At 49.6% G+C, this 24,355-nt stretch carries 18 protein-coding genes; 10 read left to right on the top strand and 8 right to left on the bottom strand.

Annotated elements, in window-relative coordinates; translation table 11 throughout:
• Window positions 1–404: 404 nt before the first annotated feature.
• Complete coding sequence (locus MMG03_RS14975; RefSeq protein ID WP_249506636.1) at window positions 405–4,688, top strand: fibro-slime domain-containing protein; 4,284 nt, start codon at window positions 405–407, stop codon at window positions 4,686–4,688.
• A gap of 86 nt (window positions 4,689–4,774) precedes the next feature.
• On the opposite strand, the gene MMG03_RS14970 is transcribed toward MMG03_RS14975, so the two are convergent.
• Both MMG03_RS14970 and MMG03_RS14965 read right to left on the bottom strand, forming a co-directional pair.
• Complete coding sequence (locus MMG03_RS14970) at window positions 4,775–6,655, bottom strand: ABC-F family ATP-binding cassette domain-containing protein (protein WP_249506635.1); 1,881 nt, start codon at window positions 6,653–6,655, stop codon at window positions 4,775–4,777.
• A gap of 41 nt (window positions 6,656–6,696) precedes the next feature.
• Window positions 6,697–7,689, bottom strand: a complete 993-nt coding sequence (locus MMG03_RS14965) for a hypothetical protein (RefSeq protein ID WP_249506634.1) — start codon at window positions 7,687–7,689, stop codon at window positions 6,697–6,699.
• A gap of 39 nt (window positions 7,690–7,728) precedes the next feature.
• Here MMG03_RS14965 and MMG03_RS14960 point away from each other — a divergent pair, with 39 nt between their 5' ends.
• On the top strand, window positions 7,729–8,115 hold the full coding sequence (locus tag MMG03_RS14960; protein WP_073161536.1) for a co-chaperone GroES family protein: 387 nt from the start codon (window positions 7,729–7,731) through the stop codon (window positions 8,113–8,115).
• A gap of 59 nt (window positions 8,116–8,174) precedes the next feature.
• On the opposite strand, the gene MMG03_RS14955 is transcribed toward MMG03_RS14960, so the two are convergent.
• The 3 genes from MMG03_RS14955 to aroC form a co-directional block, all read right to left on the bottom strand.
• Window positions 8,175–9,647, bottom strand: coding sequence for a hypothetical protein (locus MMG03_RS14955; RefSeq protein WP_073287293.1), 1,473 nt, complete (start codon window positions 9,645–9,647; stop codon window positions 8,175–8,177).
• A 101-nt stretch (window positions 9,648–9,748) separates the two neighbouring features.
• Window positions 9,749–10,720 (bottom strand): tetraacyldisaccharide 4'-kinase, encoded by a 972-nt coding sequence (locus tag MMG03_RS14950; protein ID WP_112132696.1) that lies wholly within the window; start codon window positions 10,718–10,720, stop codon window positions 9,749–9,751.
• Between the two features lie 55 nt (window positions 10,721–10,775).
• Window positions 10,776–11,858, bottom strand: coding sequence for a chorismate synthase (gene aroC, locus MMG03_RS14945; protein WP_073236102.1), 1,083 nt, complete (start codon window positions 11,856–11,858; stop codon window positions 10,776–10,778).
• A gap of 105 nt (window positions 11,859–11,963) precedes the next feature.
• Here aroC and MMG03_RS14940 point away from each other — a divergent pair, with 105 nt between their 5' ends.
• Window positions 11,964–12,551, top strand: a complete 588-nt coding sequence (locus MMG03_RS14940) for a hypothetical protein (RefSeq protein WP_073161540.1) — start codon at window positions 11,964–11,966, stop codon at window positions 12,549–12,551.
• On the opposite strand, the gene MMG03_RS14935 is transcribed toward MMG03_RS14940, so the two are convergent.
• Window positions 12,548–12,862 carry a hypothetical protein gene (locus MMG03_RS14935; RefSeq protein WP_249506633.1) on the bottom strand — a complete coding sequence of 105 codons (315 nt, stop codon included), beginning with the start codon at window positions 12,860–12,862 and terminating at the stop codon, window positions 12,548–12,550. The genes MMG03_RS14940 and MMG03_RS14935 overlap by 4 nt on opposite strands.
• A gap of 35 nt (window positions 12,863–12,897) precedes the next feature.
• On the opposite strand from MMG03_RS14935, the gene MMG03_RS14930 reads away from it, so the two are divergent.
• Together MMG03_RS14930 and MMG03_RS14925 are read left to right on the top strand one after the other, a co-directional pair.
• Window positions 12,898–13,482, top strand: coding sequence for an NADH peroxidase (locus MMG03_RS14930; protein WP_073287288.1), 585 nt, complete (start codon window positions 12,898–12,900; stop codon window positions 13,480–13,482).
• A 44-nt stretch (window positions 13,483–13,526) separates the two neighbouring features.
• A complete protein-coding gene (locus MMG03_RS14925) occupies window positions 13,527–13,931 on the top strand; it encodes a Fur family transcriptional regulator (RefSeq protein WP_249506632.1) in 405 nt (134 codons plus the stop codon).
• Between the two features lie 115 nt (window positions 13,932–14,046).
• Here the strand turns inward: MMG03_RS14925 and MMG03_RS14920 are convergent, their stop codons facing one another.
• Both MMG03_RS14920 and MMG03_RS14915 read right to left on the bottom strand, forming a co-directional pair.
• The gene (locus MMG03_RS14920; protein WP_073161543.1) at window positions 14,047–14,703 is read right to left on the bottom strand and encodes a TrkA family potassium uptake protein; all 657 of its coding nucleotides are present in this window, start codon (window positions 14,701–14,703) and stop codon (window positions 14,047–14,049) included.
• A gap of 100 nt (window positions 14,704–14,803) precedes the next feature.
• Window positions 14,804–16,210, bottom strand: a complete 1,407-nt coding sequence (locus MMG03_RS14915; RefSeq protein WP_073161544.1) for a TrkH family potassium uptake protein — start codon at window positions 16,208–16,210, stop codon at window positions 14,804–14,806.
• A gap of 77 nt (window positions 16,211–16,287) precedes the next feature.
• Here MMG03_RS14915 and MMG03_RS14910 point away from each other — a divergent pair, with 77 nt between their 5' ends.
• The 5 genes from MMG03_RS14910 (at window position 16,288) to MMG03_RS14890 (ending at window position 24,194) form a co-directional block, all read left to right on the top strand.
• Window positions 16,288–17,184 (top strand): bile acid:sodium symporter, encoded by an 897-nt coding sequence (locus MMG03_RS14910; protein WP_088666600.1) that lies wholly within the window; start codon window positions 16,288–16,290, stop codon window positions 17,182–17,184.
• Between the two features lie 12 nt (window positions 17,185–17,196).
• Window positions 17,197–18,072 (top strand): DNA alkylation repair protein, encoded by an 876-nt coding sequence (locus MMG03_RS14905; protein ID WP_073161546.1) that lies wholly within the window; start codon window positions 17,197–17,199, stop codon window positions 18,070–18,072.
• Between the two features lie 758 nt (window positions 18,073–18,830).
• Window positions 18,831–22,733, top strand: coding sequence for an Eco57I restriction-modification methylase domain-containing protein (locus MMG03_RS14900; protein WP_249506631.1), 3,903 nt, complete (start codon window positions 18,831–18,833; stop codon window positions 22,731–22,733).
• Window positions 22,734–22,788: 55 nt separating this feature from the next.
• Window positions 22,789–23,796: a hypothetical protein gene (locus tag MMG03_RS14895; protein WP_249506630.1), complete on the top strand. Its 1,008-nt coding sequence runs from the start codon at window positions 22,789–22,791 to the stop codon at window positions 23,794–23,796.
• Between the two features lie 2 nt (window positions 23,797–23,798).
• On the top strand, window positions 23,799–24,194 hold the full coding sequence (locus MMG03_RS14890) for an AAA family ATPase (RefSeq protein ID WP_249506629.1): 396 nt from the start codon (window positions 23,799–23,801) through the stop codon (window positions 24,192–24,194).
• Window positions 24,195–24,355 lie beyond the last annotated feature (161 nt).

The following is a 24,355-nucleotide window of genomic DNA, read 5'->3' as shown; positions in this document are numbered from 1 at the left end:
TTCACGGGCCCCCCGAGGAAAACCTCGGGGGGCCCTTTCTTGTTTATGTCCATCGCCGTCGCGCCGGGGCGTCGACGTGGGCATCGCCCGCCGTACATGGGCGCGGCATCGGCCCACCGCACCTGCCGTCGCCAGGCGCAGGCCATGAGCTGTCGCAGGAGGCTTACCGGGAAAGGCGTACCCTGCCGGCGTCCTTTCCGCCTGTCCCCAGGTTTGCGGGGCCTGCCCGACGAATACCCTTCAAAAAAGTGTTTTGAAATTTTGATGCAATTGGGCTTTTAGAGTTCAAAGATGCCTTGAGTTATTCTCAACGTTACTTCTTTTATAACGCTTATTTTTATTCCTATATGGAATAAAGAGTTTATTTTAGCTTGTAAGTGTTTGAGAAAGGAGTGTTGTGTTTTATGAAACACAATTTGTTTGTTGTATTGTTGGTTTTATTGAGCGCAGTCGTTTCTAATGCGACTTTGACTATTCACCTTCAGTCCCCTTATCGTGATGATGCTGTAAAGGGTAATGAAAGTGTCTATACTTACCATATTACCGGTGAAGTGACCAGCTGGAATGCTGATTTTGGCAAAACGTCTAACACAAGGATGACCCCGGAAGGTGATCATTGGTATTCCTATACCTGGAATAAGACAGTGGCTGATTATCCTAACGGTGGCGGGTTCAAGATCAATGTTTGCTCCGATACCGCAAGCGCCAGCACGACTTACAACAACAAGTGCGAAATGTGGGACCTTTCCGATGGTATGTCCTTCAAATCCATGTTCAACAATGAAGTTGAAATTTGGCTGTATACCGACGGAACTTCCTATACGGCTTCTTTTGTGGCTCCTGGTTCCAAGATGGTGTGGTTCAAGAGTCCTTGGGGTAACAAGGTCTTGCCGCAGATGATTTTTGGTCAGGACACAATTCTGATGCGTTTTGTTCCGGATGACAAGTCCTCTTGCGGTTGGTTCTATGGAGCCATTTCTCCGGCGGCGATGAAGGCCAATCCGTTGAAGTCTGCTCATTTTGTTCGTAATCGTACGCCTTATATGAGTGTCCCTGCTGCAGGTACGTTGGATCTGTCTGATGCACTGGATGCTTTCGATACGGTTTATGTTGATGGCACTTCTGGTGACTTGACGCCCACCGCTGCGATGGGGACCTTGGGTTCCTGCTTTGATTCTACTCGTGTTCTTCATGTTTACCATCCCTGGCGCAATAATTCCACATTCAAGGATAGCTTGCTGTATATTAGCGTCGGCAGCAATATTGTGAATAAACCCACTGCCATGGAAAGGGATTCTTATCCTTTCTGGTTCAGTTATGAGTTTACTCCTGCCGTGGCAGCGTCTCAGGATTGGAAGTCTACGATGGCTGTGGTCAATTTCTACCGCCGTCAAAATGAATGGCCGCAGGTCACTTTCTTCTCTGAAGCTCAGCGCCCCCTGATTGCGTCTTTGTTCCCCCAGGGCGTGTACGAAGCCTGGATTCATACCCGCTCCAATGGGGCTTATGATGTGCTGTATTCACCCCTTGAACCGAAGGTGGTCCGTTTGATGAGCCCCTGGGACAATATGTCTCCGGCCATGATCGTGGCTGATGATACCGTGAAGATGGGTCCTATTGCTGCAAATGCCTATGATTCGACTCAGAGTGATACTTGTGGCTGGTACCAGGGTACCTATTTCAAGCATACCGATGACTGGTCTGTTCATTTTAAGCAGTCTTTCGGAATGGAGTACTACGCTCTTGAAGGTCTTATGGGTGAGGGTGGCGGAATGGGATCTGCCATTTCCCTGGATTCCATGATGGCCTTGTATGATACGGTTTGGGTTTACCCGTATCCGCTTTCTTCTAGCGCTCCGAAGTTCAGCGAGGTGTTCCCGGGACGTCTGGGGATTTGCCCCACCATGAAGATTTCGGCAATGCTTCTGGACTGGGCTGGTGAATCTTATGATGATGCCATCGATATTGACTTTGGCGGTATTTATGGCGGTAATGCCTATACGACAATTGTGCAGGGGACCAAGGAGTATAAGACTTGCGGTGGCCATGTTCTTGGCATGGTGCAGGAAACCCTCAGCCCCGATGGTTTGCCTCTTCGCGTGGATTCCCTGATTTTCCCCTGGGACCAGTGTTCTGCCGGTCGTGAAATTGACAAGTGGTTCATTCCGGAAGTGGTTGCTGTTGGCCCTGACGGCAAGGAATATACCAACGCCACCTGCCGCGATATTGATTTGAAACTGGATGCGGAAGGCTTCTGGCTGGCTGATGTGACGGAATCTCCTAACGGTTGTAACGATCCTATTAATCCTGGTTTCTATCCGTTAGACGATTTTGAATATCTGGATTCAGCCAAGACGATCAAGAACCCAAAATTTGACTGGGATGTTCAGGGCTGTAAACACAACTACAGCTTCTCCATGAAGATTTCTGCCCAGTTCAAGTATGTGAAGGGTCAGTATTTTGAATTCCGTGGTGATGATGATGTATGGGTCTTTATCAATAACCGTCTGGTGGTGGATATTGGCGGTTGCCATAGCCCCGTGGAAGGTGCAGTTGATCTTGATACTTTGGGCCTGGTTGAAGGTACGGAATATCCGTTCCAGATTTTCTTCTCGGAACGAAACGCAACGGGTTCCAACTTCAAGATGCGTACGTCCATCAATCTGCAGACCCAGAAGACTTACTTCCCGGTGCAGAAGTATAATCCCAATGGTATCATTGAATATGAACTGAAGCAGTTGCTGATTGATGAGTCCTTGAGCTGCGATGTTTCCAGCGTGACCAAGGTGGACACCGCCTATGCTCAGACAGTGTTTAAGTTGGTGGGCGGAAGGTTGCCTACAGAGGGCATTCTCCTGGAACCTGGCCTGAATTATGGTGGTATCTGGATTAGCGAGAACATGTCGGCATTCACTGTGGATACCACCGCGTTTGTGAATTCCCGCCTCCTGGATCCTGGTACTTATGTGTTGATCTGCTACCTGGCTTCGGATCAGTCACAGTATCAGATGATCACCTTTGTGGTGCCGGAATATCCCTTGCCGGATATCGCCTTCGTAGATGTCTTTACTCCTAGCGATAGCTTGTTGTTGCTGGATCCTGATGGTTTGACTCTTCGTGGTACGGTTCTTGGCGCTGATGGTGGCAAGAACGATACCCTTCTGGCGCATGTGACTTACCCTGATACGGTTCCTCTGAAAATTGTGCTCCTGTTTGGAAGTCGCCCCTGTGGCAATATGGATGAAGGCTCCAGTGTGAACTGCACCGTGAATTTGAATCTTTATACTAATGATCCTATTGGTTTCCTGGGTGTAGACAAGCAGCGCATTACCGAGATTTCTACAGATTCCCTGGGATATGCCCAGTTCTATGTGGTGGGTGATTCTGCCGTTAACGAAGGATCCTTTGTCATATATGGCAATGGCGTGGCCAATGAATTGATCTGGCGTAATATTCACTTCAAGGAACCTCCCGTACCTTTCGTAACCACTGCCCAGATGTTTGATGTTACAGGCGACGGTATTGTGGATAGTCTGGTGATTCCCTTTAGCAAGCCCTTCAAGGATGTGGTTCCCGATACCCTTTCCTGGAATTTTGGCGGAAGCACTTTCTACAATATCAACGGAATGGAAAATGTCTGGCCTCTGGTCCTTCTGGATTCTGTTGTTACTTTGTACAATCCGGAAGGCTTGAAACCCGACGTGTTTACTGGCGTTGCTGATAAAAAGTATGAGGGTACCTTGAGGTATCATTATACCTACATAGATGAAGATTCCGGCGATGAAGTTAAACTGGATATGAACACCTCCATTGAAGACAAGGTGGCTCCGGTTATCTTGAGTGCGGTTATCGAAAATCGATCCAGCGATATGAGCGTTGTGGTTATCAGCATGAGTGAAGGCTCTGATCACGCGGGTCTCAACACCAACGATCTCTTTGAATTCTACAGGGATTCCGCCTATTTCAATGATTCGCTCCTGATAACCGGTGTGGCTTTCAACAAGCAGGAAAATGTTGTTTCTGTATTCTTTAATAGAACTCCTCAAGGGACATTACCTGCCGTTGGTGATTATGTCCGTCTGACTCCCGGAACTCTCAAGGACCGTTCTGGAAACGCAGCCCACTTGAACAACCCCAGGGTTCGTATCGTGGGTGAACAGAGAACTGAACTTGCCGTACCCGGTGTGGTCACGATCAACGGTGAAACTCCCTGGCCTTATGAAGATCCTATTGTTCCCATTTCTGTACCTTCTAACAAGACTATCAAGGAGATTACGGATAGCCTAGGTTTGCCTGGTTTGTTGCTGGGATTCAACATTGGTGAATTGGCAACTACCATGATCATGAATTTGCCTTCTGGTGCAAACCGTGATTCTGCACTGGCTCTGGTTAGGATTGTCTGGGATGGTTATTACTTCTCCCATATCGGAAATTTTGTGAATGAAGCTCATGGAATAATTGCATGTAATGACAGAACTGTCTTCTACAATGCCGAAAATCCGGAAAAGTCCAACTGTTACGATAATCCTGGCAACATCTTCTTTGAATGGAATGCCCGTAGCGAAAAAGGACGCCTGGTAGGAACTGGTGCCTATATTACAAAGACCAAGGTGCGAATTTATTCAGGTAATGAGAAGGCCGGCGATACCGAGGATACATATACACTTGGTATTAAGCGTTCTAAATAAAAGTCTAACCTATAAAAGCGCGGAGTTCAGCTCCGCGCTTTTAATTTATTGAAATTCGTACAGGGTCCGTCTATAAAAGCGGCCTGTTAGTCGAGGGGATACTTGTCCTTGGCGGCATCCAGTTCGGCGCTCTTGAGTTCGTATTGGCTGTAGAGATCGTCGATCTTTTTCTTGACGTCGTCCATGTCCTTGGCGATGGCTGTAATGGCGGCACCGTCACCGGACTCGGAGGCGGCAACAAGCTTTGCTTCCAGTTCGCCTGAAAGTTCCTCGGCCTTGGCAATATCGTCTTCAATTTTGGCGATGGCTTTTTCTAGAGGTTTGATGACCTTGGAGCGTTCGGCGATGTAGTCGGCACGGGCCTTGCGGTCCATCTTTGCAGAAGGAACGTCGGACTTGGCTTGAACTGCATCCTTGGTGACATCGATGTTGGAAAGTTTTGCGTTTTCGCCATCCATTCCACCGGGTTTCTTTTCGGCGGCCCAACCTACCTTTTCGAGGAAGTCGGCGTAGGACCCTTCGAAGATTCGGCACTGGCCGCCATCGAAAACAACCAGACGGTTGGCGAAGGCGTGGAGCAATTCTTCGTCATGGGTTACCACCATGGCGGAACCTTCATAGTCTTCCAGGGCGTCGATAAGGCTTTCGATGGATTCCATGTCCAGATGGTTGGTGGGTTCGTCAAGAAGCAACAGGTTGCATTCCTCGGCGAGAATCTTGCCCAACAGCACGCGGCTGCGTTCACCACCGGAAAGGACCTTGATTTTTTTCAGGGCGTTGTCGCCGCTGAACATCATGAGGCCTGCGAGACCGCGGGCACGACTCTTCTGGGAAACTTCCTTGATGGCGGTGGCGATTTCTTCTTCCACCGTGTTGTCCAGATTGAGGCGGTTGATGTTTGTCTGGCCGAAGTAGTTAATCTGCAGGTTGGGATTGTGGCAGATTTCGCCAGAGGTAGGCTGCAGTTCCTTTGCGATCAGGTTCAGCAGGGTGGTTTTACCGCGACCGTTGGGGCCAATGATGGCAATGCGGTCGCCCTTGAAAACTTCGAATTCCAGGTCGGTTATGAGTTCGGGACCTTCACTGTATTTAAAGTGGAGGCTGTGAACCTGGAGCATACGCTTGCCGGGGAAGGGAGCCTCGGTAAAGCTGAAATCCAGATTGCGTTCGTGGGTCAGGCGCTCACCAGTGGCAAGCTTTGCGGCGGCCTTGATCTTGGACTGCACCATGGCAGCCTTGGCGGCCTTGTAACGGAAGCGTTCGATGAGCTGATCTAGCTGGGCCTTTTTCTTGGCCTCGTTTTCCTGGGTGCGCATGGCCACTTCTTCTTCTTCGGCGATGGTTTCGCGAAGCTTTTCTACAGTGCCCTTGACCTTGCGAATCTTGTGACGGTGAATGCCGATGGTGTGGGTGCAGACTTCATCCATGAAATGATGGTCATGGGTAATGAGCAACACTTCGCCCTTCCAGTTTCTGAGGAAGCGACTGAGCCAACGCATAGACACAATGTCCAGATAGTTGGTAGGTTCGTCAAGCAGAAGCATGTCGGGTTCGGAGGCCAGCACCTTTGCCAAGTTCAGACGGATCTGGAAACCGCCGGAAAGAAGCATTGGGTCCTTCTGCATGGATTCTTCATCGAAACCCAGACCGAAGAGAATTGCTTCCACCTTGTGTTCTTCAATCCAGCCGTCTTCATTGGGCTTCAGCACGCTGCAGGCTTCTTCATGAACCGTGGGCTTGGTAAAGTTGATGTGCTGCTGCAGATAGCCCAGCGTATACTTTTTAGGAATGTCGATGACGCCACCGTCCAGGCATTCCTGGCCAAGGATCATCTTGAAAAGGGTTGACTTACCGCAACCGTTTCTACCTACGAGACCGACGCGTTCGCGGGGGCCTATCAAAAAGCTTGCCTGGTCCAGAAGGACCTGCATGCCAAAAGACTTTGTAACGTTCTGTACTTGAATCACGAAGGCACAAGATAGAAAAATGCTCCTAGCCCTTGTTCACCTTAATCCAAAGGCTTTAACCCATTTTCGTGATAGAACTGGATGTCTGCCATGACCTGGTCCACCCAACTTTTGATGAGGGGTGATTTTGTCCATTGGGCGTCGGTGTAGTTCATTCCCTGTTCTGGGTAAAAAGTGGCGATTGTATTTTCGAGACTAAGAACCTGTAGCTGTTTGCCCAACCTTTTGGCTCCCTCGAAAATCTGATTCAGTCCATCTATTTCGGGATCCTTTTTTTCAGTCGGATCATTGGCGTGGATAATGTGATCCTGTGCCTTATGGCCGCCCATGGCTAAAAGACCGTGGGTATCCTTGGGTCCCCTGAAGTTAAAGTCAAAGTTGGAAACGTGCCTGATCAAAGACATAAGAAGGGCGGGGTCAACCTGGTTTTCCTTGGCGGCTTCCATAACGGGGAGGGCTATAAGCTGTTCCTTGTTCCAGGGCGTGCCTTCATAGGATATCTGCAAGGTGTGGGTCGTAGACTCGTCGCTAAGTATGGCGACCTTGTAGCGGTTTCCCAGTTTCTTTTGCAGGAGCTTTTTTAGCTTGAAACCTCGATTCTTGAATTGCTTATATCCGCGAAGTTCAATTTGCAAGGTGTCGTCAAGTCGAACAAGAACTGGCTTTGTGGGCTTATCGACCACGTCTGCGTAGGTGTTTAGAATTAGCGGCAGAATATAGGACAACTCTGATTTTGGACGGCTCAGGTCGCAGGAAGAATCCAAGGTCAGATTTTCTGTAGAGGCAATCTTGTGGACCGCCTTTGCGGAGTATTCCATGAATACGGAATGGTCGTCGGTGGACTGGATTTCGGGAACCGGATGTACCTTGTAGGCGATGATGATTGCCGCTATGATGACTGTGGTGCAGATGATTACCCGCCTAAGGAACTTTGCCCGGATCAATACCTTAAGCCAACTCCTGACTTTGGGGCTTTTCAGGAGGTAGGTGGCCAAAAAGGCAATGATGGCTGTCCACAGAACGATAAAGATCACCTTGTAAATATAGAGAAAAAGAAATTCTATCTTTAGGGTATGCTGAATCCGTTGAAGAATATCGTGGTCATTGGAGACCGTATTTTAATCAAGCCCCTTGAATCTGCCAACAAGACCGGAAGTGGCCTTTACCTGCCGCCCAGTGTCAAGGAACATGATGCGGTGCATACGGGATTGGTGGTGAAGGTTGGCCCGGGGTACCCGATTCCTGCCAGCCAGGATCCTGATGCCGTATTCCGCGGAGAATCCAGTGATAACGTGAATTACGTACCCCTCCAGGTGAAAGAAGGTGACGAGGCCCTGTACCTCCATGCCAGCGGTACGGAACTAGAAGTGAACGGCGAACGTTATGTAATCGTTTCCCAGAATGCGGTGATGCTGGTGGTACGCCCTGTCGTTCCTGACGACGTCTCGTCTATCGTATAAAAAAAACGCGGCTCTAAGGCCGCGCTCCGTAAGTAAAACATTCAACAATGTTGTTGGCCCTAGGTGGCCGAAGTCTTGCCCAGGCTCTTGAAAAGTTCCAGGGTTTCCTTTAGCGTGTTGGCTGTAACGTTGTTTGCCTCGAAGATGGAACGGACTTCGCCCTGGATGGAATCAAACAGCTGCTTGTTGCAGAAAAGATTTTCTCGCAGGGCCTTGTTGGCCTGGTAAAGGTCCCTAAGAGCGAACAAATACTTTGTCTGCTTTTCGGTCTGGGCGACCGCTTCCTTCTTGTACTCTTCCAGTTTGACCTTCTTTTCGGCGGCAACTTGGGGGTCGTTTTCCTTGAGGATGTAGCTGGGCAGCGTGGCGAAGTCTTCGAACTTTGCGGTTGCCGAAAGGTTTCGTGACATGGAACTGCGGAGACCCACGTTCTTCACGGAGGAGTCGATGGAAATGGTGCAACTGGAAGTTCCATGGTAGTTGCAGCGGACGCGAGTTTCTACCTGTTTAAGTTCGTTAAACGGATTGAAATCCTCGTCGGATTCTACATAACGTAACGGAACGTACAAAGGGGTAGGTTCGCCGGCAATGGTAATGCGGTACGAAAGGCAAGGCTCGTTGTTGAACATCTTTGTTTCGTACAGGTTGTTGCTGCTGTGGAGCAAGGTCTTCACCTTGCTGTGCAAAGTCTTGGCGTCGTAAGGCTCATGAAGCATTTCGGGAATTTCGCTCATCATGACAGATTTTACGATACCGGGGAAATTTTCGGTAATGGTGCTGTTGGACGTTGCCTTGCCCCAGATCGGCATGCCCAGGAACAGAATGTCGGTAATGACGGTCTGCTTGCGTCCGTTAAAGAATGCGATGGCTCTGGCGATGTTGGCTAGGGCGAGCCACTTGCGGATCGGAACGTAGATGTCGCTCTGGTCGCAAAGTTCTGCCAGGTGGCTAATGACGCGCAATGTTTCGTGGCTCAGTTCTACCTTCTTGATTTCTTCGCACCACTGTTTGCGCTCTTCCTTGGAAACGGTCAATGCTTCAGGAATGGATACGTTCTCGAGACGGTCCAGGTTCTGTAGCAAATCGCAGAGGGCTGCCGGAGAAAGACTGTCGGGCAAAGAAATGGTCAGGGTTATCTGGTCCGCAATTTCGGCGCGGTTCAGCACGCTCTCGGGACGCTGGTCGCTGGAAATTGTCAGTGCAGCGCCCTTGCGGTTATGCAGGGCAATCTGGATGTTTTCCTTGGCCACGTCGTCGGCGGGATTGAAATCCTGGAAGGCGATAAAGTCGTACTTTTCCAGATCCTCGGGTAACTGCTGTGTATGGCGGTTAATCTTGAGGTGGTTGGATGCCTTGAATGTCTGGGCTAGACGATCGGTAAGCATGGTCTTTCCGGAACCGGCGCGGCCATAGATAAAGAAGGGTTCGCTAGTCACTGTAGCGAGAAATCCAAGCTGGATGCAGGTCTCCCTTTCGGGAATGCCGTTGTTCAGTGCCTGCAATAATTCCGAAATACGTTGAGTCAGTGTCATATTATCCTTCCTAGTGGTAAAAATATAACAACTGAAAAAACTCCTTTACACTGAAAAAGGGAAACAAACCTCTTTTTGAAAAAAATGCAGTTTGTCTGGGACTACGATCCCGCGAGCAACAGGTCTATATGGTGGATTGCAGAAAGGGAAACGCTAACTTTTTGGTAAACGGTAAAGACGTTGGGATGGTTCCGCATTTTTTCGTCGAGTCTACAAGCGTCTTTCTGCGTGATGATGATTGCGTCTCCGGGGAACTGCTCAAGAAGTGCTGCCAATTTTTTAGGGAAGCTGCGGTCATGATCTTTCAGGAGGCGGTTGTCCACCGTAGGAATCCCGAAGGAATCCAGGTCCTTTAAAAAACGTTTTGGGGAACCGATTCCGCACACGGCTCTTGCCCGATGAAAACGCCCCAGGGATTGAGGAAGCGATTCGCCTTGAGCATTTGCGATGCGGTCTATGTGAAATTCAATGTGGTCTTCGCAAGAGAGGTTCAGTGTGCTTTCGCCTTGAGGGTGGTCCTCGGGAAGGCTTCGGCAGGGGCCTGCGGGCCATAGCTGCCCGATGCCGCCACCTTCAGAGGGAAGGTCTTCCTTCCACCGCAAGATAATGTTGACTGCCCCCGTAAGTCGGCTGTCTTCAAAACCGTCGTCGCAGATGATGTATGCGGGCGGAGTCTTCCGCTGTAAAAGCTGCAGGACTGTGCGATGGCGGTTTCCTGTCCCGATGACCTCTATAAAATTAGACGTACCGGTCTGCTTACCCCCATCCCCTAGGGATTCAATTTCTTCGCGGAGCATCTGGATTTCGTCGTAGGCGTAGGAATGGCAGAGGATGGCGACGCCCTTGGTGTGGGGCCCGTTTTGTGGCTGTGACAATCGCTTGGCCAGCCAGAGGCAGAAGGGGGTCTTGCCGGCGCCGCCGGTGCGATAACTGCCCACCACGATCAGCTTCGTGGAGCCCAGTTTTTTTGGGAGGGTGAGGTCGGGGCGCAGGGCGACTTTATGGTGTAGCAAATACGCCGCCCTATAACAGGCGGCGGCTATTTTAAGAAGGTTCCGTCGAACTGATTTCATTTTTCAGATTGACCTAAAAGCACCACATGTGCGCCCTCTGTCTACTACCTATACCCTACAGACAGTGTCTCTTTTGCTGCAGGAACAGGTCGGCCAGGACCAGGGCGGCCATGCTTTCGACAATCACCGGAGCGCGGACTGCCACGCAGGGGTCGTGACGGCCTTTGGCCAGAAGCTGACCGTTTTCGCCACCGCGGCCAGCCGTGTTCTGGTTCTGGCTGATGGTGGCGGTGGGCTTGAAGGCCACCTTGCAGTAAATGGGTTCGCCGTTGCTGATGCCACCCAGGGAACCGCCTGCATTGTTGGTTTTGGTGTGGTAGTTGTGGCCGTCGAAGAACAGTTCGTCGTTGTGTTCGCTGCCGTGCATGCGGGCGGCGGCAAAACCGCTACCGATCTCGAAACCCTTGCTGGCGGGAATGGAGAGCATGGCCTGGGCCAGCAGGGCATCCAGGCGGTCGAAAACCGGTTCGCCCAGGGCGACCGGCGGATTCTTGACCAGCAGGCAGACGGTTCCGCCTACGCTGTCGCACTTGGTGCGGGCGTCCATGACCACTTCTTCCATCTTGGCGCTGGCGGCGGGATCCGGGCAGCGGACGGGAGAGGCTTCGATCTGTTCCAGGGTCAGGGTGTTCAGGTCCAGGGGGCCGCAGTCCACTTCGCCGATGGAGTTGACCCAGGCGATGATTTCGGTTCCTGCCACCTGCTTCAAGAGCTTCTTGGCTACGGCGCCAGCGGCAACACGGCCGATGGTTTCGCGGGCGGAACTGCGTCCACCGCCGCGGTAGTCTCTAAAACCGTACTTCAGGTCGTAGCACAGGTCGGCGTGGCCCGGACGGTACCACTTCTGGATTTCGGCGTAGTCGTGGCTGCGCTGGTCTTCGTTAAAGACCGCGAAGGAAATGGGTGTACCCGTTGTTTTTCCTTCAAAAACGCCAGAAAGGATGCGAACCTGGTCCTTTTCGTCGCGGGGGGTGGTCATCTTGTTCTGACCGGGGCGACGGCGGTTCAGTTCGGCCTGGATGTCGGATTCGTCGAGGGGGAGTCCTGCAGGGCAACCGTCAAGGACGGAGCCTACGCCTGCGCCATGGGATTCACCCCAGGTCGTAACGGAAAAAATCTTACCAAATGTGCTAGACATGCTCAAAATATAGCTAAAACACGTTTTTACACAAAAAAAATTGTCAATGGGGGTGCAATCTAACAAAAGTTTACTATCTTTTACATTGGTTTTTAGGAGACCGCCGTGCAACGTATCGTATATTTCATTGTGATATTGACAACACTTCTGTCTACAGGAGTGTTTGCTCAGCATGGTAACGATTTCGCCGGTATCCCCTTTGGATCTTCCCGTGAAGAAGTCATTGAAGAAGTGATGAAGATGGGGTATGAACCTTTTGGTCAGCGTGCTGCAGGTGATCATATCGTTATCCCCGTCTACAACTTCGGCGAACTTCCGGTGCAGGTCGACTTCATTTTCAATAAGAACGACAAGTTCTATTCCTTTGAAATTCGGACTGGTCGTGTTGAACGTGCCCGGCTGAGTAAGTCCTTCGAGGCTGCAGGTTACATGTCTGACCAGTTCACCTTGAAGTATGGCAAGTCCAGTGGCGCTCCCACCATCGATGAAACTTCTACCCTCAAGGAAAACTACCGCAACATGTTCCAGCAGTGGTTCTCCGTGAAGACTCTCGATGTAGACGTTTCCATTATTCAGAAGGACGGGCGCTACTTTGTTCTCGGTACCGTTGTCCATCGTAAGCTTGCCACCGAAAAGAAGGCTCGTGGCGAAACGAAGACTGAAAAGACGACTATCGAACGTCCGGTGTTCTAATAAGCAAGAATTCGAACCGCTGATTTTTGAAGAAGCTCCGCAAAGATGCGGGGCTCTTTTTTTTGTATATGTAAATCAACTGCTAGACGGATGGAATCCTTTTGGGGAGTTCTGTTTCTGGCTGGCAGTTGATTCTTGTAATAATTAAAAAAAAGTACATCAAAGGTCTTGGCAACTAATTGTAATTGATTTAAATTTGTAATGATTACAAATAATGATGGTGCAGAAAGGTTTGCAACGGATCTTCCGGATGGTGAATCTAATATGCAGAACCCAATTAACCCGCGCGATGGTTTTATGGCAATAGGCATTGCGCACATCCCGGCAAGGGCCGAAGGAGAATCATATGAAGGTTTGGAAGTGCAAGGTTTGCGGATACATCCACATGGGTGAAGAAGCTCCGGAAGTATGCCCCCTCTGCAAGGCTAAGAAGGCCGCTTTCGTTTGCGAAGGCGAATCTGCAGCAACTGCCGCCTCTAACGGCGCAAAGGTCGTAAAGACTGTTTTCGCTGACGAACACAAGGTGGGTATCGCCCAGGGTCTGGATCCCGAAGTGGTGCAGGGTCTTCGCGAAAACTTTAACGGTGAATGCTGCGAAGTGGGTATGTACCTTGCCATGAGCCGTCAGGCTGATCGCGAAGGCTACCCCGAAGTGGCTGAAGCCTACAAGCGCATCGCTTTCGAAGAAGCCGAACACGCCGCAAAGTTTGCTGAACTCCTTGGTGAAGTGGTTCACGCCGACACCAAGATGAACCTCCAGCTCCGCGTTGCTGCAGAAGCCGGCGCAACCGAAGGCAAGCTGGCTCTCGCCAAGCGCGCCAAGGAACTGAACTACGACGCTATCCACGACACCGTCCACGAAATGTGCAAGGACGAAGCACGTCACGGTGGCGCTTTCGAAGGTCTCCTGAACCGTTATTTCAGCAAGTAACTAGGGTCGCGGCGGATGCCGCAATGACTTTAGCGTGAGGATTTATGAAGCAGACTGCAGATATTCTGACTAGCAAAGGCATTCGCCCCTCTGTGCAGCGGGTGACTGTGCTTCATTACCTGCGGGGCGTAAAGACTCACCCTACAGTTGATACCATCTATCAGGACTTGTTGCCTGAAAACCCTTCGCTGTCCCGCACTACAGTGTACAATACGCTGCAGTTGCTTAGCGATAATGGGCTGGTGCTTACTCTTGACTTTGGCGAGGGCTACCTGCGTTACGACGCCGACTGCAGCCCCCATTGCCATTTCAAGTGCAAGTGCTGCGGCAATGTCTTTGACCTGATGTCGCCTCCGCCGGACTGTTCGAACATGCTGCCCCAGGGCTTTAACCTGAGTGCGGTGCAGTTGAGCCTGTTCGGTACCTGCCCGAAGTGTTCAGGGCACTAGGCCATGCGCGGTATCAAGTGAACTTGTTCTCTATAAGTAAAGAAGGCCCCGGTTCCTACCGGGGTCTTTCTTTTTTTTAAAGGTATGCGGGACAGGCCTGCTAACCTATATATAATTAAGCCTTGAACTTGTCCAGGGCTTCGTTGGAGCCGATGACCAGGAGCACGTCGTTTTCCTTGAGGGGGTAGTCGGCGATGTTACCGATCTTGGGAGTGGGTTCCAGGGGGTCGCGGATGGCAATCACCTGGATGCCGTACTTGTGGGTGAGGCTCAAGTCCTTGAGGGTCTTACCCCAGAAGGATTCGGGGCAGGCGATTTCCACGATGGAGAAACCTTCCATGAAGGGCAGGTAGTCCAGCATGTTGGGGCGGTTGAGACGTTCGGCCAGGGAAATGGCCATGTCGCGTTCCGGGTGGAAAATGTCGGCGACGCCCAGCTTTTCAAGAATGGTGGTGTGGGCGGGGCTACTGGACTTGGCGATAATGTGCTTGACGCCCAGTTCGCGGAGGTTCAGGACGGTGAGGAGGGAGGCCTGGAGGTCTTCGCCGATACAGCAGATGACGCTGTCTACCTTGGCGAGGGGCAGGGACTGGAGCTGCTTTTTGCGGGTGCCGTCGGCAACAACTGCCTGGGCCACCTGGTTAGAGATGTCCTGGATCTTTTCGGGGCTGGGGTCCACAACCATCACATCGTGACCGAGTGCGGTCAGGTGACGGGCCAGGAAATAGCCGGTGTTACCCAGGCCGATAACTACAAATTGTTTAGAAGCCATGTGGGCAAAAATAGCAAATAGAGGAAAGGTTAAAGCGTAAAGGTGACGTTTAAAGGTGCATCCAGTCTCTTTATCCTTTAACCTTTAGGCTTTCCGCTGATTAGCCGACCATAATGTCTTCTTCGGCGTACCACATGCCGTCTTCCTGTTTTTTCGCCACGGCGGAAATCAGGAACAGGGGGCCCATGCGGCCTACGAACATGACCGTGCAGACCACGATCTTGCCGGGGATGGACAGGTCGGGGGTGAGTCCCATGGAAAGTCCGCAGGTGCTGTAGGCGCTGACCACTTCGAAGAATACCTTCAGGAAGGAGCCTTGGGCGTTGGAGGTGCCGGCGGCTTCGGTTTCCAGGAGGACCAGGGTGGCGACTACGATAACTACGATGGCCACGACGAAGATTCGGACGGCCTTATCGACGGTGGTTTCGGGAATGGTGCGGCCCAGAATCTGGGTCTTTTTGCGGCCCAGCAGTCGGTTGAAGCCCAGGAGGGCGATCACGGCCGTGGTGGTGGTCTTGATACCGCCGCCGCAGCTACCGGGGTTTGCGCCGATCAGCATGATAATCACGAAGAAGAACAGGGAGCCGACGCTGAGGCTTGGGACGTCGATGGAGTTGAGACCTGCGGTTCGGCTGGTAAAGGCCATGAAGATGCTGGTTTCAAGTTTCTGCCCGAAACTCAGGTCCGAGAAGACGTTGCCCCATTCGCTGAAGATAAAGAAGGCGATACTGACGGTAACGATAATGAGGGTAAAGCTGATGGCGATACGGCTATGGAGCGAGATTTTTCGAAAGGCTCGCTTCTTGAAGTCGTACATGTACTGGATTTCGGTAATGGCCAGGAAGCCGAAACCGCCGGCCAGGGCCAGGATGCAGGTGGTGATGTTCACGATGGGATTCAGCTGGAAACGGACCAGGGAATCGGGGAACAGGGTGAAGCCTACGTTACAGAAGGAACTGATGGCCTGGAAGATGCTTCCGAAAATGCGGTCGTAGAGGCTGTACTGCACCAGGGCTTCTTCGGTAAACTGGGTGAAGTAGAAGATGGCGCCGATGCCTTCCAGGATGAAGGTAAAGGGGAGGACTGCCTTCAGGATCTTCTGGGCGTCCACGTTACCTTCCTGGGTGTAGTTGGCCAGTAGGGCGGACTGGTGGTTGAATCCCGGATGCATACCTGCCAGGAGGATGATCACCGTAGAAATTGTCATGATTCCGAGACCGCCTGCTTGCATGAGGAGGACCAGGATCCAGTTGCCGATGGGGCTGAAGCTTGCGCTGATATCAATAGTAGAAAGCCCGGTGACGCAAACGGCGGAGGTTGCCGTAAAGAAGGCGTCCAGAACGCCGATGGGTTCGCGCTGGGCGAAGGGCATGGAGAGAAGGAAGGCCCCCAAGGTAATGAGGGAGAGGTAACCCGACACGATCATCAAGATGGGGTTTCCGTTTTTCTTCTTCTTTTCAAAGGCCTTTTCGAGATAGTCGAAGGCTTGGTACCTAGAATGTAACATGGGGACAAAGATAGTAATTTGGGGGAGGGTGTCGAGCCTTGCCGAGGGGGGGGACGTTTTCTAAATTGCGCGCCGTTATGAAGAATTTGCGCGCTATTTTGATGCCGATTGCCATTATTCTTGGCATTTTGTTGCCTCAGGCCAGCGTTCTTGCGCCGACCCTCCCTTTCCAGATTGGAACCATGATGCTGTTGACCTTCATCGGCAAGGTCCCGCCCCAGGAACATGGTTATACCTTCAAGATCGAGGTTCGCGCCTTTATCGCCAGCATGCTGCTGTTGGCTCTGTTGTGGATTAGCGTAGAAGTTTTCGGCCTGCCCCGTGACGTTCTTCTGGGTGGCGCCATCATTTGCCTTTGCCCGCCGGCCAATGCGGCTCCTGCCATGGCCAAGATGCTGGGCGGAAACCCGGTGCTGGCTTTGAAGATCTTTTTAAGTGGGCACTTGATCGCCTGCTTCAGCATCCCTATTATATATGGTTACCTGACCGGTTCCGAGGCGGGTTTTGCTGAAATCGCCCTCCGAATCTTCAATTCTATCCAGCCGATTATTTCTATCCCGTTGGCCTTGGCTCTTGGGGTCCGCTCCTTCTACCCGGAAATTGCCGACAAGGTGGCGAAATTCTCCAAGTACACCATCTTCATCTGGACTTTCAGCGTCTTCGTGATTCTTGCCAAGGCTAGCCGCGATATCCGCGAAATGGGTTTTGCCGATCTGTGGAATAGCGGCACCTTGCCCCTGCTTGCCGTTGTGGCGTTGGTCCTTTGCATTTTGCAGTTTGTGCTGGGCTGGTTCTGCGACAAGAAGCACCCCATCGAAAGTTCCCAGAGCATGGGCCAGAAGAATACCACTCTGGTCATCTGGATCGCAAGTCTCTATGCCGGCCCCGTAGCCGCCATCGCTCCCACCTGCTATGTGGTGTGGCAGAACCTGGTGCTTAGCTACATGAGCGCCCGAGTCAAGCCGAAGAAGTAGTATCTTTTGAATATGACTCACAGGGAACTCGTCAAGAAACTTTTTGAAAATCAGGATTTGAAGTACAAGGATTTCCACCTGCCCTTGGTGCCGGGGATTTCCTGTGACTCCCTTATCGGGGTGAGGGTTCCTGTACTGCGAAAGCTGGCCAAAGAATTTTTTGGTACTGCTAAAACTTCGGGCAAGTCGCAGGCTGGGGCCGCGCGGACCGTTGGTGGGTCCATCGCGAAGTCCGTGGGCAGTTCCATTGCGCCGGATGTGGCCAAGTTCATGGACTCGCTTCCCCACAAGTACTTCGAGGAAAACCATATCCATTCCATGCTGCTGGAGCACATCAAGGATTTTGACGAGTGCCTTGCCCGCACGGAACAGTTTTTGCCCTACATAGACAACTGGGCCATTTGCGACGGGAAAAAGCCCCGGGCCCTGCTGAAGGATGTTCCGCAATTTCTGAAACGCATTCAGGAGTGGGTCAAGTCGGACCACCCTTATGTGGTGCGGTTCGGCATCAACATGCTGATGGACTTGTTCCTGGATGACCGTTACGACCCGAAGTTTTTGAAGTGGGTGGCCGCGGTGGATACGGCAAAGTTCAAGTCGTTGCCGGATGGGGCTCCAAGTGGGTCGGCTGCGGTGATGGCGCCGAACCCGAGGGTGGCTGCTGCAACTCCCGCAGGCGTTACGCTTGCGAATCCCGAATACTACGTGCAGATGGAAGTGGCCTGGTATTTCGCTACCGCCCTTGCAAAACAGTGGGACGACGCTGTGCCTTATATTGAAAAACGAAAACTAGACCCGTGGACTCACAACAAGGCCATCCAGAAATCTATCGAAAGCTTCCGCGTGACCGACGAGCATAAGGCATATTTGCGGACGCTGAAGGTTTAAATTGCTGTGGTTGGATGTTGAACGGAAGGTGTTTTTGCGAAATTGGGTTACTAAATGAGCTTTTTGACGACATTTAGTAACCTAGAGTTTGTACAAACTAATTAGAAATTTGGGTTTTGTTGAAAAACGGGGTTACTAGTCAAGTTTTTTATGGTCTTTTAGTAACCTGAATTCAAAAATGAAAACGCCTGATAATGGAAATTGACTAAAAACATTACATATAAACTAAAAATAAGGTCGCTAAAAGTCTTAATCAGCGGGTTTTAGTAACCTATTTTGGAATTTTTTGTCTTTCCCGGAACAACTAATAGGTGTTTAGCCCTTTGTTGAACTACATTTGAGGATCATGTCTGGTAATCTGCAATCAAGAATCCTTCATCTGCCGGCATCGACGGCCAACAACCGGATGCGTAAACGTAAATTTCCGCCAAGCCGGCATCGAGCATCACCTTTACCCCGCGGATGGTATATATCCGCGACTTGAGCAAATCCTCGTCTATCAGGGAAAATCCGGGCTTTTTCGGCGCGACGGCCCCGGCCGCACTGGCCGCACCAGTTTGTCAATAGGCCCGCGCGATATTCTGAAAATTATTTTGGTGGGGGAAGTCTCCCCCTCGCTCCAACCGCCTTCGGCGTTTTTCGCTACCCCTTCTAGCGGGGACACCCCGCAACGCCCCGACTGCAAAAATAAACGAGATTTGCCTCGGAAACCTTGAAATTGCCATCTTTTGTCTTCAAAAAGGGTATATTTCCCTTGTATGTCAATCAAGTTCATTTCTCCTAAAAAGTCCGTCAATTCCGCGTTCCTCAAGCTCCCTGTTTCCGTCGAAAAGATGGAGGATTTCAAGCTTTCGCTCAAGAATCTTTATAGCAAGCGGAACGCAGCGCGGGACGAAGAATACCACAAGGGCGAAATCTGGAATTTTTTACGCAAGATTTTTGAACCTGATTATTCGGTGCAGGTCAACCGCCCGATAGACCTTGCAATTTTTAACGGGAATACGGCAAGTGCAAAGCCGGCGGTGATTATCGAAGCGAAGTCGCCGACGAATGTTGCGGAAATGTTTTCGGCGGAGCACCCGAACGTAAAATCGTTGCAGGAACTCGTCTATTACTTTATGCTGGAATACGTGCAATCGGGCAATCACGAAATCAAGTGGCTCGCCATCACGAATTTTGACGAATGGTATTTCTTCGACGTAAAAGACTTTATCCGCTATTTTGGGAACAAGACGAAACCGATATACGATCAGTTCCTAAAATTCAGGGCGAATCAGATGAGCGGCAACAAGACCTCCGATTTCTACAACGAAATCGCGAAACCCGCCATCGACGACTTCCTCGCCTCCTGTGACATCAACGTCGTGCATTTCAGCCTTGCAGATGCTTGCAAGAACGTCATTGCGAGTCCCGGATCAAAGTCCGGGATAAACTCCACGAAGCAATCTAATGCAGCGTGTCATCCTGAGCGGAGCGTAAGCGGAGTCGAAGGATCTAAAAAGCTCCTCCCCCTTTACAAATTCCTCTCCCCGGAAACTCTCCTTGCCAAGCCTTTCGCAAACGACAGCAACAGCCTTGACCGCAATTTTTATGCGGAACTCTTGCACATCATCGGCCTCGAAGAAGTGAAAGAAGATAAGGGCGGCAAGAAAGTCATCCGACGCAAGAACCCCGCAAATCGCGACAAGGCGAGCCTCCTCGAAAGTGCCATCTACCAGCTTGAAGACGATTTCCCGAACAAGGAAGAATGCGAGGCGATGGCACTCCGTCTCTGCATCACATGGGTGAACCGCCTGCTGTTCCTGAAGCTTGTTGAATCGCAAATTCTCATGTATCAAAAGGGCGATGCATCGTACCGGTTCATGAGTATAGATAAAATAGCGAACTTCGACGAACTGAACATTTTCTTTTTCAAGGTGCTCGGCAAGAAAATCGAGGACCGCGACGAAGACGTGCTCAAGCGCTACCCGAATGTCCCTTACCTGAATAGTTCACTGTTTGAACCGACCGAAGACGAAAAGCACCTGAAAATCCGCGGCATTCCCGATGCCCAGATGGAAATTTGGGGCAAGACCGTTTTGAAGGATGAACGCGGCAAACGCGCAAAAGGCACGCTCCCGAATCTGGATTACATCTTCAAGTTCCTCGATGCCTACAATTTCGCAAGCGATGCCCAAGGCGGCGTGACCTCTACGAGCAAGACGCTCATCAACGCGTCGGTTCTCGGACTCATCTTCGAAAAAATCAACGGCTACAAAGACGGCAGTTTCTTTACGCCAGGGTTCATCACCGACTACATGGCCCGCGATGTGCTGGAACGGACCGTGGTGCAGAAGTTCAACGAGAAAAAGTCCTGGAAATGCGAAAATTTGGAAGATGTCTCGGACAAGATTGAAGATATTTCAGAAGCGAATGAAATTGTCGATGATATCCGCATTGCCGATGTGGCCGTGGGCTCTGGGCATTTCTTGGTGTCGGCCCTTAATCGCCTGCTTGCAATCAAATCGGAATTGAACATTTTGTGCGATGCGGACGGCAAACGCATCAAACGCCGCGACCTGATTTTGAAAGTAGATAACGATGAACTTTCTGTTGTTGATGACGAGGGCGAACCGTTTGAATACAAGCCCGGCAACGAAGAAAGCCAGCGGTATCAAGAAGCTTTGTTCAACGAGAAACGTCGCATTATCGAGAATTGCCTTTTCGGCGTTGACCTGAACCCCAATAGCGTGAACATCTGCCGTTTGCGCCTTTGGATTGAACTTTTGAAGAACGCCTACTACACCAAGGAAAGCGGCTACAAACAACTTCAGACGCTCCCTAACATCGACATCAATATCAAAGTCGGCGACTCGCTGCTGAGCAAATACCCCGTGCAGAACGGGCATGTCGTTTTGGACTTTTTGCAGAAAGAAGACAAGGCCGACAAGAAAAACGGACTCGCCGCGAAACTCAAGGAATACAGGAAAAACGTTCAGGATTACAAGGCGGGCGGAACGAGCTACAACAAACAACAGCTTCGCCTGAACATTGCTGGTCTCAAGTCGCAACTCAAGGAGCCGCCCAGCATCGACCTCTTCGGAAACGTAGTCAAGAACAACGATATTGATTTTTCCAACTCGCTTGAATGGATGTTCGAATTCCCAGAAATCCTCGACGACGAAGGCCGCTTTACAGGCTTCGACGCCATCATCGGAAATCCGCCGTATGTGCAACTCCAGAGCATGGGCGAGATGAGCGACGTTTACAGCAAACGGGATTACAGTTGCTACAACAAATCCGCAGACCTTTACTGCCTCTTTGTGGAACGCGCCTACAGCCTGCTGAAAAAGAACGGATATTTTTCGTTCATCATGCCGAACAAGTGGATGCTTGTGGATTACGGCAAGGAACTGCGACAATTCATGAGCCAGACCTCGCTCAAGAAAATTCTCAACTTTGGCGATGTCCAGTTCTTTGCCGATGCGACCATTTACGTGTGCATATTCGTATCGCAAAAGTCCGGCGACAAGATGCCGGTTTTGGCGTGCTCGCTGAACAGCAAGAACTATCACGGCGAATTTGAAAAAGAAGTCAAGGCCGCGACATTCGAGTTCCCGGCAGAAAATTTTGGTGCGAGCGAATGGAGCATCCGCAACAAACTTCACGATTCCGTATTGCAGAAAATGAATGTTGGCACGGCTCTGAAAGATATGCCGATTTCCATTAATTACGGCATCAAGACCGGCTTCAACGACGCATTCTTTATTGACGGAAAGACGAGAGAAAAACTCATTGCCGAAGACCCCAATAGCGAAGATCTCATAAAGCCCTTGCTTCGCGGCAGAGACATTAACGCTTGGGTGACGGAAAAAGAAGACCAATATCTTATCGGGACTTTCCCAGCGTTAAATCTTGACATCGACCAATACCCGGCAATCAAGAATCACTTGATGAGTTTTGGCATCGAAAAGTTGGAGCAAACTGGTGCTAAACACATTGTGAATGGCGAAGAAATCAAGTCTCGCAAGAAAACCAGCAACAAATGGTTTGAAACGCAGGACCAGATAGGGTATTATAAGGAATTTGCCAAACCGAAAATTGTCTATCCGAACATGACCTCGGTATTCCCGTTTACCTATGACGAATTTGGCTCCCTTAGCAATGACAAATCTTTTATCATTACGGAAAAGGACAATTCGCAGAATTTGCCAAAGGGAACGGAAAACGTCATTGCGAGCGAAGCGAAGCAATCCAATGCGGAATGTCACCCTGGAGCCGAAGGCGATAGGGCCCACTTACTAAAAGCCCTTCTTGCAATCTTTAACTCGAACCTTGTCAAACTCTGGATATGGTATAACTGCCCCGAACTCATGGGCGGCACCCGCGAAATCCGCAAAGCCTACTTCGAAAACCTCCGCATCCCCCTAGACAACGCGGAACTCCTGCAACAACTCGCCACCCTCGCCGACCAAATCATCGCCGCTAAAAAGCAAGCTTTGTGTCATCCTGAGCGGCCCCTGGAGCCGAAGGCGATAGGGGAAGTCGAAGGATCCAGTGATGTAAGTGACGAAGCAATCCAAAGGAATATCGCCACCCTCGAAACCCAAGTCAACACCCTCGTCTATCAACTCTACGGCATCACCGATACCGAAGAAATCGAAGCCGTAGGAAAAAGGTAAACTGAGAAATAGAAATAAAGAACCCTTGGGTTTTCAAAAAAGGAGATTAGATAAAATGAGTTGGTTTGATGTTTGGTTGAACGGAGATGTCGCTTTAAGTGGTTGGTTCCCTACGATATTTATCTTTTTGTTGGGTTTATTTCTCGGTCGAAAAAGAATAAAAGACGGATGGACTGTGATTAAAACCAAAATTCATAATTCAAAAAATGCGGAGAAAGAAAATATTGTTGCGATGAATGCGGGGTCAATTGGAACTGTAAATAATTATTTTGGACAGGGCCTCCAAAACCAAATGCCAAATATAAATCAAAATTCTGCCGTATATAGTGTTGTAAATAAATTGGTTGATGAAAATGTGACGTTAATTTCATTCAATCAAGAAGTTCATGGAAATGAAAATGATATTCTGAATGATTTTTCTTATGTTGTTCAGCAATATTTGCAAATGAAAAATGGGTACGGCTTTTCACAGAATGATTTAGCGAATCTGAAAAAAATAAATGAAAAACTTGAATCAATGTTAAATCAAATTTCAGCACAATTTCCACAAAAGTTTGATGAATGCTTTGTAAAGTTATACACATCTGTTTCTTGGGAAGCCTTTCTTGATGAAAAATTTGTAGAGATGGCTTCTGCATGTTATAGAAATAATTGGAATGACCAAAACGACTTTTCTTTGATTATCGAAAATATTTTGCCCAAATTGCAAAAAACAGGTGATTATAACGTAGAAAATGATTGTTCACGTGTTTTACAAATTTTTTGGAATTCATTGAATGAATATTTGCGGTATAAAATAGCAATTGCCTACTATCCAATTTATAAAGATTCTTTTAGAAGAAAAGAGTATTTGCAAAAACAGTTTGCAGATAAAATCTATAAAGAATTAGGTTATGAAAATATTATAAAAGAAATGATGCATCCTATTTTGAGTGGAATTGCTTCTGATGATGTTGAAAAAGTTGCAGAGGAATATCGTTTAAATGTAGAATGGCTGAAAAAACAGTATGATGAACTTCATGCAAAACGAAATCTTGACTTGGATGACTTTATGAGGGTATAAAGATGAAAATAAATTCAATGAAAATAAAAAATTTCAGAAATCTCGATGGCGTTCAGATTTCTTTTCATCCTGATGCAAATTATATTATAGGTGAAAATAATATTGGAAAAAGCAATCTTCTCTTTTTGATGAATATCCTTTTTTCTGGAAAGGGTTTTGACGAAAATGATTTTATAAATACAGATAATCCTATTGAAGTAGAATTGTCTTTGAAATTAGTAAATGAGGAAATAGGCTTTTTTAAGGATTATTTTTCCCCGACAGATCCATGCTTGGTTAATTTGAAAATAGAGCAAAGAACAGATGATGTGTATCCTTCAATGTATCATATAGAATCAGGGGATGCGCTGCCATACAAGCTTATAAAAAAAGTGAGACATCATCAACATGTGTGGTAGCATTTAGGCAGCCTTGCTAGATGATTCTCTCGATTCCGATTCCCATTCGTAGGCTATCTGTACATCTACATAGGAACAACTCAGCATTATCAGCGACAGCATGTTGTTCATGTTCCTGAAGCCATAGGCAGTCCGTATCAGTAGCTTTATCTTGTTGTTCG

The organism is Fibrobacter sp. HC4, from assembly GCF_023373925.1.
In the GTDB taxonomy this organism is placed as follows: domain Bacteria; phylum Fibrobacterota; class Fibrobacteria; order Fibrobacterales; family Fibrobacteraceae; genus Fibrobacter.
The sequence above is the reverse complement of the archived record's forward strand: the minus strand, read 5'-3'. Positions and strand labels throughout refer to the sequence as shown.